This is a genomic window from Arthrobacter sp. D1-17, assembly GCF_054130535.1.
The window spans coordinates 3,241,531-3,253,988 of the sequence record NZ_CP096382.1; the positions used below are offsets into that span (position 1 = coordinate 3,241,531).

General features: G+C 64.3%; 11 protein-coding genes. 6 read left to right on the forward strand and 5 right to left on the reverse strand.

The window, feature by feature from the left end:
* Nucleotides 1-36: 36 nt before the first annotated feature.
* The 3 genes from M1E01_RS14980 to M1E01_RS14990 form a co-directional block, all read right to left on the reverse strand.
* Nucleotides 37-1,989 (reverse strand): PxKF domain-containing protein, encoded by a 1,953-nt coding sequence (locus tag M1E01_RS14980; protein ID WP_457972351.1) that lies wholly within the window; start codon nucleotides 1,987-1,989, stop codon nucleotides 37-39.
* A 501-nt stretch (nucleotides 1,990-2,490) separates the two neighbouring features.
* Entirely contained in the window at nucleotides 2,491-3,105 is a 615-nt protein-coding gene (locus M1E01_RS14985) for a response regulator (RefSeq protein ID WP_457972352.1), read from the reverse strand.
* Nucleotides 3,106-3,128: 23 nt separating this feature from the next.
* Nucleotides 3,129-4,550, reverse strand: coding sequence for a sensor histidine kinase (locus M1E01_RS14990; RefSeq protein WP_457972353.1), 1,422 nt, complete (start codon nucleotides 4,548-4,550; stop codon nucleotides 3,129-3,131).
* 290 nt (nucleotides 4,551-4,840) lie between these two features.
* Here M1E01_RS14990 and M1E01_RS14995 point away from each other — a divergent pair, with 290 nt between their 5' ends.
* The 5 genes from M1E01_RS14995 (at nucleotide 4,841) to M1E01_RS15015 (ending at nucleotide 9,663) form a co-directional block, all read left to right on the forward strand.
* Entirely contained in the window at nucleotides 4,841-6,523 is a 1,683-nt protein-coding gene (locus M1E01_RS14995; protein ID WP_457972354.1) for a LuxR C-terminal-related transcriptional regulator, read from the forward strand.
* Nucleotides 6,524-6,614: 91 nt separating this feature from the next.
* Nucleotides 6,615-6,938: a hypothetical protein gene (locus M1E01_RS15000; protein ID WP_457972355.1), complete on the forward strand. Its 324-nt coding sequence runs from the start codon at nucleotides 6,615-6,617 to the stop codon at nucleotides 6,936-6,938.
* Nucleotides 6,916-8,061 (forward strand): flavin-containing monooxygenase, encoded by a 1,146-nt coding sequence (locus M1E01_RS15005; protein WP_457972356.1) that lies wholly within the window; start codon nucleotides 6,916-6,918, stop codon nucleotides 8,059-8,061. The genes M1E01_RS15000 and M1E01_RS15005 overlap by 23 nt, the downstream gene beginning before the upstream one ends.
* Before the next feature lie 89 nt (nucleotides 8,062-8,150).
* Nucleotides 8,151-8,468, forward strand: a complete 318-nt coding sequence (locus M1E01_RS15010; protein WP_457972357.1) for a hypothetical protein — start codon at nucleotides 8,151-8,153, stop codon at nucleotides 8,466-8,468.
* A gap of 100 nt (nucleotides 8,469-8,568) precedes the next feature.
* The gene (locus M1E01_RS15015; RefSeq protein WP_457972358.1) at nucleotides 8,569-9,663 is read left to right on the forward strand and encodes a hypothetical protein; all 1,095 of its coding nucleotides are present in this window, start codon (nucleotides 8,569-8,571) and stop codon (nucleotides 9,661-9,663) included.
* Nucleotides 9,664-9,670: 7 nt separating this feature from the next.
* Here M1E01_RS15015 and M1E01_RS15020 read toward each other — a convergent pair whose 3' ends face one another.
* Together M1E01_RS15020 and M1E01_RS15025 are read right to left on the reverse strand one after the other, a co-directional pair.
* Nucleotides 9,671-10,468 (reverse strand): DUF2182 domain-containing protein, encoded by a 798-nt coding sequence (locus M1E01_RS15020; protein WP_457972359.1) that lies wholly within the window; start codon nucleotides 10,466-10,468, stop codon nucleotides 9,671-9,673.
* Nucleotides 10,446-11,063: a DUF1326 domain-containing protein gene (locus tag M1E01_RS15025; RefSeq protein ID WP_457972360.1), complete on the reverse strand. Its 618-nt coding sequence runs from the start codon at nucleotides 11,061-11,063 to the stop codon at nucleotides 10,446-10,448. The genes M1E01_RS15020 and M1E01_RS15025 overlap by 23 nt, the downstream gene beginning before the upstream one ends.
* Nucleotides 11,064-11,756: 693 nt before the next feature.
* Here M1E01_RS15025 and M1E01_RS15030 point away from each other — a divergent pair.
* Nucleotides 11,757-12,443: a potassium channel family protein gene (locus tag M1E01_RS15030; RefSeq protein WP_457974983.1), complete on the forward strand. Its 687-nt coding sequence runs from the start codon at nucleotides 11,757-11,759 to the stop codon at nucleotides 12,441-12,443.
* The last annotated feature ends 15 nt before the right edge of the window (nucleotides 12,444-12,458 follow it).

Below are 12,458 nucleotides of genomic sequence, written 5' to 3' on the forward strand. Positions count from 1 at the left end.
GTTTGCGAGGGAGCCTTAGATTGGGGCCCGTCAATGCTATTTCAGTTTGAAGTCAGCACGGATGGTGCTGCCGTCATCCGCTGCCATGGTGAGCCTGTAGCAGGAGCCGGCGGCTGCTGGGGTTTTCCAGTGGTAAATGAACTGGCCGCCAATGGCGTCGTAGCGCAGGGACGTGCTGCCAGCAGCTGTTAGTTCGATATCGTCGACCGGGGCGTTTGGCGTGCACACAATCGGGCTCACCTTGACTGTCATCAAGCTAGGATCGGTGAGCTCGGTAGTACCCGCAAATGCCTCGAACTTGACGGGTACAGTGCTGCCATTTTTGACGGTGTTCAATACGCCGTTCATATCCACCGGTTGGTAGAAGCCCTTGGTGGTCCAGGCTTTCACAGTGTACTGCTGGCTTGCGATTGCTGTGTTGCCTGCCACGTCGGTGGCAGTGGCAGTAAGAGTGTGTGTGCCCACAGCGGTTTTGTAGCCCGAGACAGCGCAGCTGAGCGGACCGGAGAGATTGTCTGTTGCGGTGCACGTGGGCGCAGCCGCGGTGGAACCAAAGTAGCTATCGGTCAGTGTTGAGTTGAAGACGGCGGTGGGCGCGGTCTTGTCAATCTTGAAGGTTTCCGAAGCCGCGCCCGCTGCGCGGGTGTTGCCGGCGAGGTCTTTGAACTCCGGGCTTGTTATCTGGACCGCTTCGCCCTCGCCGACCGAGTCTTTTGTCTGGGTGCTTGCAGCCGGGCCCGACGTCCCGTCAGTGGCGGTAAACAGGGCTTTCACGTCCGAGCGGTACCAGCCGTCGCCGCCAAGTGTGCCGGTCGCGCTGGTGTAGCTGACGGCGGGAGCCGTCTTATCAATCTTGAAAGTCTCCGAAGCGAGACCTGCTGCGCTGGTGTTGCCCGCCAGGTCCTCAAATGCAGGGCTTGTGACCTTGATGGCTGCACCCTCACCTTCCGAGTTTTTCGTTTGCGTGCTTGAAGCCAGGCCTGAGGTGGCGTCCGCGCCGGTGAACAATGCTTCCACATCCGAGCGGTACCAGCCGTTGTCGCCAAGAGTGCCTGTCGCGGTGGTGTAGCTGGCGGTTGGCGCAGTGCCATCCTTCTTGATGGAGACAGTCACGGCCTCGGCGGCGCCTCCGCCGCTCTTTGCGGAGCAGCCATAGTCTTTTTCCAGCTGGTCCAGTTCTACAGTCTTGGTTTCACAGCCCGTGCGATCAAGAGTGGATGGTGAGTCCGGTTCCTTCACCGTCCACGTCAAATTCACCGCGCTCTTGTACCATCCGGCGAGTCCGTCAGCTGTCGCCGGGCTCAAGGTGTAGCTGACCTCGGGCGCAGTAGGATCGGTGATGGTATATGTCACTGAGCTGGAAGCGGTGAGTCCTCCCTTATCTGTGTAACTGCAGCTCGCAGTCTGGGTCCCTATCCCGGTGGCCGCATCGGGACCGGTGATGGCGCTGAGCTTAACCTCCGCAGTGCTTACCCCGTCTTCCGCGTCGGTCGCCTTGCACGCCGTCACAGGGACGGAGCCTTTAGCGTAAGAGCCGCCCGTTGTGGTGCCGGTGATGTCAAGGCGCGGGGCAGTGTTCGACGGCGGCGCTACCTTCACCGTGAATTTCGCTGGCAGAAGGTTGAATGTGGAGCCAGTCGTGTTGCTTGCTTCCTGTGCCGCGATCTCAACCTCCCCGGCGCTCACGGGGGTAACGGTCAAAGTGGGCTGTGCTCCGCAGGAATCAAACGTGACAGTGCTTGGCTCGACTTTTGCCACAGTTGGAGCACTCGAAGTGATGTTTAGCGTGAGGACTGTCTTGCCTGTGAGGTTGCACCCGGGCTTTCCGTCGCCGTCTGTTGTTACGACCCCCAGTTGGGTAATTCCCGCCGCTCCGCCGACGTTCAGAGGCATGACCTTTGCGACTGCGTCGACGCTGCCCGGGAGTACGACGATGTCGTCCGCGTTGACCATCCCTGCACTGGTCAGGAGCAAGGTTCCGGCCGCCACGGCGGCCGTCGCCCTGAACACTGCACGGTGGAGCGGCTTACTGCCGGTGGCGGGCCTAGCGAATGGCCTGGCTGCCGGGCCGGTCAAAATCCTTTTTTTCATGGTGATTCCCTTACTTGTGCCCAATAAGGGCGCTCAACTTGTGGAAGTGGGACGTAGGAACTCCGCATATCGGTATCCGAAGATCCGAATCCCGAAACAGTGCTGAATCGTGGTGTGTGTCTTGGTCCCAACAGGTGTGGCAGCCGGCCTACCGCTGTTTAAAGGCTACGGTGGAAAAGGAAGTAAGTACCGTTTGCCAGCGTTCAAATGCCTAAACGCGGGCAACTCCTGATGAACGAGCAGCACCAGCCGCAATGCCTGGTGCCCGCACCCGAATAAGCAAATTCTGTACGAGAGCAGGGTGTTAACCCGGCGCTCGCCAGCACATCGCGTTGGGACGGCCCTCCAATCGGGCCTGGCACCTGCGCTAGTCCTGCCGCATAGAAGGTCCGGCCCTTCCTACCCCTTCAGCGCCCTAAAAGCGCTCTCCCGGTCCTTCACCCGAAGTTTCCGCAAGACTGTCGAGACGTGGACCCGGACCGTCGTCGGGGAAACGAACAGCTTGTTGGCGACGTCCTCGGTGCCCAACCCTGTGGCCAAGAGCTCCATGACCTCCCACTCCCGTGGGCTTAACTTCGCCACCGCGGCCGGCTTCCAGCTCAGAATCCTTCGGGCGGGCGCCTTGAACTCCTGGAGAATGCGGGTCACGAGCGCGGGGGACATTGCCGCCTCTCCAGAAAGGACCCCCCGTAGGACGTCGGCCAGAACTGCCGGATCCGTGGTCTTGAGCAAATATCCGGAAGCCCCCGCCCGCAACGAATCGAAGAGATCCTCATCATCCGCGGACTGGGTCAGCATCACAACTGCCGTTTCGGGTAAGGTCCGGCTGATCTCCTGCGCGGCCGAAATACCGTTGCCGGGCATATTGATGTCCAGCAGGACCACATCGGGGCGGTGTCTCAGAGCAAGCTCAATCGCTTCCCCCGCAGTTGCCCCGTCCCCGCATACTTCCCAGCCGCCCGCTTCAAGCGCTTCGCGCACCTTCGCCCGGATTCGCGCGTGATCGTCTGCCATGACTAGCCGTTGACACTGCTGCTCTACCATGTCACCGTAACCACGCTTCCTTGTCCTGCCCGGGATGTGATGTCAAGGGATCCTGGCAAGGTCCGGGCCCGGTCCCGCATGCTGATCAACCCGTAGCCCGCGTTGGCGCCCGTGGCGCCCTCGACGTTGAAGCCAGTCCCGTCGTCCTCAACCACCAGTTGCCGTCTGTCGCCGACCCTGCCCAAACGCAGGGACAGGTGCCTGGCGCGGCCATGGCGTACTCCGTTTGCCACTGCCTCGCGAGTGATGCGCAGCAGGGCGTGCTGCTGTTCCCCGCTGGCCTCGATCGAATCGTCGACCTCAATGTCCACGCGCACGCGGTACCTCTGCGCCAGCTCCCGCATCGTCCGGCGCAGGACTAATCCCAGCGGGTCGTCCCCGCCATGGCCGAGTGCTTGCACTGCAGCACGGGCTTCGTCCAGCGATCGGTCACATGCAGCGAGTATCCTGCTTTTGGCCGGCATATCGGGCGGCAGGGAGTGACCTTCCATCCGCAGCAACGCGAGCTCCTGGATGACCCCATCGTGCAGCTCACGGGAGAGCCTCCGCCGGTCCTCGAGCACGGCCACGCGGGAGTATGCGTCCCAGTACTGCCTGATTTCACGGCTGGCCCCGATCAGCAGCAGCACGTAGAAGCCGGTCCGCAAAAGATCACCGGTATAAAACCAGTCTGTGTACAGCGACGGGAACAGGGCATAGTTGACGCGGGCGAACCCTGCAATGGCGCAAGCCGGACCCAGCCAGTGCAGCAACGGGTCGTCACGGTCTGCGGCGGGCTTGGTGAAGGCGATGGAGGCCGTAAAAAAACAAAGGGCCGCTGCGCACTGGGCTGCCAGAAACAGTGGATGGACGGCGAGCAGCGCAGGTTGCGTGGCAGGGTCCACAGTCGTGTCGAGGGCCACGGGCAGTTGAAACCGCCAGGCCCAAAGGGCCAAGGACAGCAGGATGACAACTGCCACAGGTGCAGCTACCGTCCGCAGTCCGGATGTGGACAGTGTCTTCCGGTCCGGACTCACCACTGCTGCGGCCGCAATGAGGACTGCGCCGGTTAACCTGAGCGCCAGCGGAAGCCAGACATCCAGGCTTCCGTCTCCTTCCCCGCTTAGTGATCCGGTCACCCACGACATGCCAGTCCCGGCGGCCGCCAAAAGCACGAGGCTTTGGGCGAGCAGCAAGTCCTGCAGTCTGCGACGACGCATAAAACGTCCGGCCAGCAGATATGCCACCAATAAGGCCACGCAAGCGTCTACCGAGTCCAGCACCAAGTGCAGAGCCGGGCTGTGGTAGCCGAAGAGAACATGGGGGCTCCACACCACAAGGCCGGTCACGAAGAGTCCGACCGTCCACCCACCCAGCGTTAGCCGGGCAGCACGTCTGAGCCCTTCCCCACCCGGCCGGCGGTCCTCACCCAACATCGGTCCCCTTACCAAGCCCAGATGCGAAGAGCCCGTTCTTTCGAACTTATTGGTCACAACTCCATAGACGGCGTCAGGTGCCCATTGGTATCCCCCCCAGCTTTAAGAAAGGTTGGGACGATAAGCTGCAAGGCAATTATTTTGGTCCAGGTCGACAACCCGCACGCATCCGTTGCTGCTTCACGAGTACCTTCCGCCCGCTAAACCCCGGCGGTAGCCTGAAAAGCACATGACGGGTCAGCCTCCGGCAGCGCCAGGCTGCGATCCGCCACCGGGAACGGGAGCCGCCGATGTCTACACTTGCCCAAGGCAGGCAAGCCTACGCCGAACGGCGCTGGCCGGACGCCGTGGGGCAGTACACCGCTGCCGAGCACGAAGCCGAACTGCCGGCCAGCGACCTGGAACAGTTGGCCACCTCCGTCATCCTCACCGGTGGGCCCGATGAAGGCGGAGACATTCTGGCCCGCGCGCACCTGAAGTACCTCGCAGACCGCGACTACGCTTCAGCAGTGCGCTGCGCCGTTTGGACAGGGCTGAATCTCATCAAGCATGGCGAGACCGCCCGCGGTGCCGGCTGGATAGCCCGGGCTCACCGCATCGTCGAGGACATGCCAGAGCCCTGCCCCTGCGAGGGGCTGCTCTTCGTCCCGGCCGGGCTGGGCGCCCTCTATCGGGGCGACGGCGCCGCCGCCGCTGAAGCCTTCACCCGGGCGGCTTACCTCGGGCGGGAACGTGGCGACGCTGACTCTGCAGCCCTCGGTACGCTGGGCCTCGGGCAGGCAAAAATTCAGTTGGGCCAGTTCGACGACGGCCTGGCCTTGCTTGACGAATCCATGGTCGCCGTCACTGTCGGGGAAATCTCCCCGGTCCCAGCCGGAATTATCTACTGCGCCGTAATCGAAACCTGTCGTTTGGCCTTTGACCTGGATCGGGCCCACGAGTGGACCCGCGCGTTGAACCGGTGGTGCGCCGAGCAGCACAGCCTCGTGGCCTTCAGCGGGCAGTGTCAGATGCACCGGGCGGAGCTTTACCGTCTGCACGGCGCCTGGTCAGAGGCGATGAACGCGGCCAAGACTGCACAGGACTTCGCGTTCCGCGGCGACCGGATGGCCACCTATGGCGGCTTTTACGAACAGGGCGAAATTCACCGGTTGCGCGGTGACTTCGACGCCGCCGAGGCAGCCTACCTGCGTGCCCTCGAGACTGGCTTTCCGCCGCAGCCCGGGCTGGCGCTTCTCCGCCTTGCCCAGGGAAGGCCCGAGCAGGCCCAGAGCCTGCTCCGGCAGGCCATGGACGATCTTGACCCCGCCTACCGCCGGCGGATGCTTGCCGCACGCGTCGACATTGAACTCGCCGTGGGTTATGTGGAGGCGGCGCGGGCCGCGGCAGAAGAGCTGGCCTCGCTCTGCGCCTCCCTTGACTCGCCCATGCTGCATGCCATGACAGAGCAGTCCCAGGCCTCCGTGCTCATGCACGACGGCGATGCCGGGGCCGCCCTGGTCCTGCTCCGCCGCGCTTGGTCCCGCTGGCTCAGCCTCGACGCCCCATTCGAGGCAGCCCGCTGCCGGGCCCTGCTGGCTAGCGTGTGCGGCGCACTCGGCGATGAGGAGTCCGCCCGCCTGGAGCGCGAGGCGGCCCGGGCAGTATTTGCCGAGCTGGGCGCCGCGCCGGCGCTATCGGAGCTTGAACAGTTGATGCCCGCCGCCCCGGGCGCTGAGGCAGACCCGGCGCCGGCCTCCGCGAACGGCACCGATCACAACGCCGGGCCGCTCACCTCCCGGGAAATAGAGGTCGTGCGGCTGGTCGCAGCCGGACTGAGCAACCGGGACATCGCAGCCGAACTGTTCATCAGCGGGAAAACGGTGGCCCGGCACCTAAGCAACGTCTTCACCAAGCTGGACCTGTCCTCCCGGGCCGCGCTCACGGCATACGCCTACGAGCACGGACTCACCCGGCATCCCTCCCCTGCATAAAACTACCCATTCCCCCGTCAGCCCGACTCCACCCGGGAAATGGGTGATTCGCCCGATTTGACCTGCCACGACGATACATAGCGTTAGTGGCATGAACGTTTCGGTGTTTGCAGGAATAGTGTCCACCATCCTCTTCGCGGTGAGCTACCTGCCGATGCTGGGCAAGGCCCTCCGCACGAGAGATCTTGACTCCTACAGCCTCGGCTACCTCACGCTGAGCAATGTGGCCAACGCAGTGCACTCCGTTTACGTCTTCAGCCTCCCGCTGGGGCCCATCTGGCTGCTGCACTGTTTCTACATCACAGCCTCCGCGCTGCTGCTCATCTGGTTCCTGCGCTTCCACCGCGTTCATGACCAATCCACCGCACATACATGCATGAGGAGGCACCACCATGAATTCCATCCCGGCACCTGACACCGGCAGCGCCGTCAGTCCTACCGCCGTCGACACCGTCATCATCGGTGCCGGACAGTCCGGCTTGGCGCTGGGCTACTACCTGGCGCAGCAGCGCAGGATCTTCGTCATTCTCGACGCCGGGGCACGGGTCGGCGACGCGTGGCGGATTCGCTGGGACTCGCTGCGCCTGTTTACGCCCGCCAAGTACGACGGCCTGCCCGGCCTGCCCTTCCCCGGCGACCGGCTCGCCTTTCCCACCAAGGACGAGCAGGCCGACTATCTGGAGGACTACGCCTCCCGCTTCCACCTGCCGGTCCGCTCCAACACGGCTGTCACCCGGCTGAGCCACGATGGGCAGCGGTTCCACGTGACGGCCGGGGCGCAGCGCTGGACGGCGCTGAACGTCGTCCTTGCCACCGGCGCCTGCCATCTGCCTAAGAGGCCGGGCTTTGCGGCGCAGCTGCCACCCGACGTGGTACAGCTCCACTCCAAGGACTACAAAAACCCCGCTCAACTCTCAAGCGGACCGGTCCTGGTGGTAGGCGTGGGTAACTCCGGGGCGGAGATCGCCTTGGAGACCAGCCGCACGCACGAAACCTGGCTGGCAGGCAAGCCGAGTGCCGAGATTCCGTTCCGGCACGGCCGGAACGCCGCCCGTTACTTCATCCCGGTGGTCCGCTTCGCCGGGATGCACGTGCTGAACACCAACACGCCGGTCGGACGGAGGGTGCTGCCGAAGATTGCTGCCATGGCTACGCCGTTGATCCGCACCAAGCTGGCAGACCTCCGCGCCGCTGGCGTCCACCTGGTGTCGCGGGTCTCCGGCGTTGAGGATGCAGAAGTATTGCTCGACGACGGCCGCAGCCTTTCCGTGTCGAACGTCATCTGGTGCACCGGCTTCGCCGAGGACTACCCGTGGCTGGACATCCCGGGGCTGCCCGCGAACTGGCGCGAGCAGCAGCACCGCGGGACCGTGGATGCATTGCCGGGCCTGTACCTGCTGGGGAAGGATCTCATCTACTCGGCCGCATCCGAAACCCTGCCCGGCGTCTGCCGGGACGCTAAGTATCTCGCGAAGCAGCTGGCGGCAACGCGGGCACCCGAGGAGGAAACAAAGGTTCAGGCAGGGATGGCGGCATAACGCGATGGACTTGTCCACCTTGTTGATTCGGGGCCCCGACCTCCCGCTTTAGAGCGCCGGAGCTGCCAGCTACGCGGAATAATGGAGGTATGACCGATCAGGACCGGGACCTGTGGGACGAGTTCGACTGCTCTAAACCCGCCGCCCCCGACCGGGTGCCAGGGCACCCCGGCGGAGAGCCGCTGGGCTTTGGCTTCCGCACCGGTGTGCGCAGCGCAGGGGTTGCCTTGGGCTTCGCCGTGTACGCCCTGACCCTTGGGACCGTGCTGGTCCTCACCGGCGCCGTCGTTTTCATCGCCCAAGGGCGGTGGCTGATGCTCGCCCTAATGGTGGTGATCGAAACGGTTTTCGTGCTCTGGTTCCTCCAGCTCGCACACCAGGCACGCAACCGGCGGGCGGCACAGTAACCGGGAACCTGGACCTACACCCCAGAGCAGAGCCCCTTGTACGCGCCAAGCCACGGCAGTACCATCCCCTCACCTGACGGCTCTCGGGAAGGGGGCAACGTTGCTCGACGCGGCACCGCGCACTGGCACCCGCACCGGGCGCTTCCGGGACCTAATCACCGGGCTCCTGGGGCTGTGGCTGCTGCTCGCCGTCTTCATCGACGGCTGGGCACACCTAAACGTCCCCGGGCTGGAGACGTTCTTCACGCCGTGGCACGCGGCCCTCTACTCCGGCATGCTGGCCACGGCGGCGTGGACCGCCGTCGTGATCTGGCGCTACCGGACGCCCGGGCAACCGCTCGTGCAAGGCGCTCCGCCGGGCTACCGCGGCACCGCGGCGGGAGTGCTCCTGTTCGCCACGGCGGGTGGTCTGGACCTGCTGTGGCACGAAATTCTGGGCCTGGAGGTCTCGCTGGATGCCTTGGTCAGCCCCACCCACCTGCTGCTCGGGTTGAGTCTCTTCCTCATCCTCGGCACCGCAGTCCGGAGCGCCCGGGCAGCCAGCCGCACCGGAAACCCTGGGTGGACTCCGGCGGCGATGTTCGCCGTCGTCCTGATGACGGGCTTGGGAGCCTTCTTCTTCGTCTACGCCTCGGCTTTTGTCCGGCCGGGGCCAACTGCCCTCTTCGTTCCGACGCCGGTGGGCACGCCCGGCCGCATTGAGGCGGAGATGCCGGTGGTGGTCGGTTTGGTCAGTTACCTGCTGACCACCGCTCTGATCATCGCCCCCTTCCTGTTCACGCTTTCAGCCGCACGGAAGCCCCTCCGCGGGATTGTCACTCTGCTCGTCGTGGCGGCGGCCTGGCTTCCCGTTGTGATGGTGGGCGTGCGCCCGACCGCGGTGGCCGGAGCAGCAGGGGCCACGCTGGCCGCCGTCGTGGTTGACCTGCTGCTCGCCCGGGTGCCGGCAGTGTGGCTGCACCGGCGGTTGCCCGCCGTGACCGCCGGAACCGCTGCGCTTGTTTGGACGGGCCAGCTCGTGGCGTACTCGGTGGTGGATGCGATCCGCTGGCCGGTCTCGCTGTGGCTGGGGGCGGTGGTGCTGAGTGCAGCGGTAGCCGCCGGCCTCGCCGTCGTCAGTTCCTGGGGAACGGCACGTTCCGGGCCAAATGCCGCCGGTGCTGCCGAATTGAAGCCCGCTGCAAACCCTCATTGAGCGTCTTTCACATCGTCATTCCCGAGGTCGCCGCGGGCATAAGCACAATGCCGACCGCAATCAGGGCCAGAGCTGCCGAGACCGAGCGGTTGGCCAGGCCTCTCCAGGGCAGCATCTTCTCCGCCGCGATGAACGCGCCCATGAGTGCCATCCACCCGACGCTCATCACGCCCAGCGCAAACAGCGCCACCATGAGCGCCCAGCAGCAGCCAACGCACCAGGCGCCGTGCTCCACCCCCATGCGCAGCGCCCCGCCGTATCCCGGCCGCAGGCCGTGGAGGACGAAATGCATGGGCGTGCGGCACTTGGTGAGACAGCCATTCTTAGCGGGGGTCAGCTGGTACAGCGCAGCCGCCAGGATCACGCCGGCCGCGGCGAAGCGTCCGCTGGGATCTGCCGTGAACGCGCCGGGGGCAAGCACCACAACCGCCCCATAAAGCCCGTAGGCCACCAGCCCGAACGCCGTCCACGCGACGAGATACCCAACGACGAACAGGGCTGTGGAACCGCGCGGTGCATAACGCCCCGTTTCCCGACGGCGGCGGCTGATTTTCGCGTAGGCCGTCACCATGGGCGCGACCGATGGAAACATCATGGCGGCCAGCATCACCATCCAGGTAGTAAGGAAGTACCCCAGCGGCCCCGGATCCGTCCAGGCTCCCATGTCCATCCCGCCCATCCGCTGCGCGGTGAGCACCCAGCTCAGCGCAGCGAGGATGAGCAGTACGGCAATCAGTACGGCCTCGCGCACATCAATGGCGCGCAGGGTGTGCTGCCGGGGCTCAGGCGCGGCCTTTGGGTGCACCTTCGGCCATCTCGCTTGAGAACGTGTAGTCCGCCGATTCGGCGTAGACCGAACCGTAGTCGAGGCCGAAGAGGTCCGACCCGCCTCGGCCCTTCCCAATCAGGTACTCGGGGGCGAAGCCGAACATTGCGTTCTTGACGGTGGTGACTCCCCCGTCGGGGCCGGGAAGCGGTTCAATGGCCAGATTGATGTGTCCGTCCACGGAAGCCGTGGGGGTGTCGCCATCGGAGAAGCTGATATTGCGGCGCTCAACACCAAGCCACTCGCCGTAGAAGGCGGCGAAGTCGGCAAACGGTCCGCCTTCGTCGCCGTGCAGGATGCGCTCCAGGGCCTGGGCCTGGCCGTCAGAGGCGCTGTTGCCGACGATGATGCCGACCTTCCAGTTGCCTGCAGTGAGGTTTGACGGGAAGAAGTTGCAGAAGGCGAAGTCAACGCCCGAGAGGTCGGTGTCATCAAGCTGGCCCCTGGCGATGTGGAAGACCGCCGAACCCCGGCATTCCCCGTTCTTCCCCGTGGGCGGGCCGTCTACGGAGCAGGGACAAATCAGCTGGCAATCGCAGTTGGCAACGTACTTTCCAGATATTTCCCATGACATTGAGGACTCTCCTTGCTGGCGCCATTGCCAGGCGGAAGCCGTGAAGGCACGGCGCCGAAATTACTGGGAAACAGGGCGAAAGGTCCTGATATCGCTGAGATTACTCCTGCGTGGAGGCCTGTCAATAAGCTTTTACTTCACCTGTTCCGCTCTTGTGGGCGGCCAGCCGCGGCAGTAGCATCCCGCCATCTGAAGGCTCCGCACGCTGTTCCGCAGAGCTGCTGCGGGACAGTTGTGGCCGTCATCCTGTTCGGTACCGCCGGTGCCTTGGGGTTTGCTGTGGCACCAGCGGATGCCGTCAGCCAGGCAGCCACCACAACGAGCATCGCTACAACTCTTTGGGTTCCCGGCGCCGCTGTGCTGACCACGCGGTGCGGACGGCGGTGCCGAGTATGAAGAAGAGGTTGAGAGCCGCGGGGCTCGCCGCCGTCACTTCCTGGGACCCCCTCGGAGGCGTCCACTACCCACTGAGTCCTAAGAGCAGCGTCGCTCCTAAGATGAGGCATGGACTTCTGGGACGTGTTGTGGACCGTAATGGGTGCCGGACTCATTCTGCTGATGCTTGTGGACGTCTTTTACACCCTGCTTTATCCTCACGGTTCGGGCCCCATGTGCAGGACAATAATGCGCGGGTGCTGGCTCCTCTCCAGGCCTTCCAGGGGAGGCGCCTCTCCGATAGCAGCTCCCGTGGCAATGGCTGCTGTTATCGGCGCCTGGGCGGCCATGGCTGTTATCGGCTGGGCTCTGCTCTACCTGCCGCACCTGCCGGAGAGTTTCGTTTATGGCAGCGGGATTCCTCAGCAGGGAGATTTCATCGAAGCGGTGTACATCTCGATGGTCACCCTTTCCACCGTTGGATTCGGGGAGGTGGTGGCCGGGCATCCATTGCTCAGACTCGTTTCTGCCTTGCAGGCTGTCACCGGTTTCGGTCTGCTGACGGCCACGGTTTCCTGGATCCTTCAGATGTATCCCGCCTTGAACCGCCGACGGGCTCTTGCCCATCAACTGAACCTCTTTAGGGAAGCGGCTGGCCCCGGCGGCGTATCGGCAATGGATCCACGCCAGGCTGCCGGGCTGCTCGAAGCGCTGGCCGGCAGCGTGGCTTCCGTCAGCATAGACTTGCTCGCCTTCCACGAAACGTACTATTTCCACGAAGTCGAGGAGCGGGGCTCCCTGCCTGCCACGGTGGCATACGCCCAGCAGCTCGCGTCGGAAGCCGGGGCAAGCGATGACAGGGAACTCCAGTTTGCCGGGCGGATGCTGGAGGCTGCTTTAGAGGATCTCGCAACCGTTCTTCGCGGCAGGTTCGGTCATTCCGGGGAAACGTCTTCGGATGTGTTTGACAGCTATTCCATGCACCACAGGCACCGCGCTGAATAGCGGACGGGCAGGGGC

Excerpts from the sequence above, each read along its gene's own strand:
- M1E01_RS15005 (WP_457972356.1), top strand. The coding sequence starts at position 6,916 with ATGAATTCCATCCCGGCACCTGACACCGGCAGCGCCGTCAGTCCTACC.
- M1E01_RS14985 (WP_457972352.1), bottom strand. The coding sequence starts at position 3,105 with ATGGCAGACGATCACGCGCGAATCCGGGCGAAGGTGCGCGAAGCGCTT.
- M1E01_RS14995 (WP_457972354.1), top strand. The coding sequence starts at position 4,841 with ATGTCTACACTTGCCCAAGGCAGGCAAGCCTACGCCGAACGGCGCTGG.
- M1E01_RS15000 (WP_457972355.1), top strand. The coding sequence starts at position 6,615 with ATGAACGTTTCGGTGTTTGCAGGAATAGTGTCCACCATCCTCTTCGCG.
- M1E01_RS15010 (WP_457972357.1), top strand. The coding sequence starts at position 8,151 with ATGACCGATCAGGACCGGGACCTGTGGGACGAGTTCGACTGCTCTAAA.
- M1E01_RS14990 (WP_457972353.1), bottom strand. The coding sequence starts at position 4,550 with ATGTTGGGTGAGGACCGCCGGCCGGGTGGGGAAGGGCTCAGACGTGCT.
- M1E01_RS15025 (WP_457972360.1), bottom strand. The coding sequence starts at position 11,063 with ATGTCATGGGAAATATCTGGAAAGTACGTTGCCAACTGCGATTGCCAG.
- M1E01_RS15030 (WP_457974983.1), top strand. The coding sequence starts at position 11,757 with ATGGCTGCTGTTATCGGCGCCTGGGCGGCCATGGCTGTTATCGGCTGG.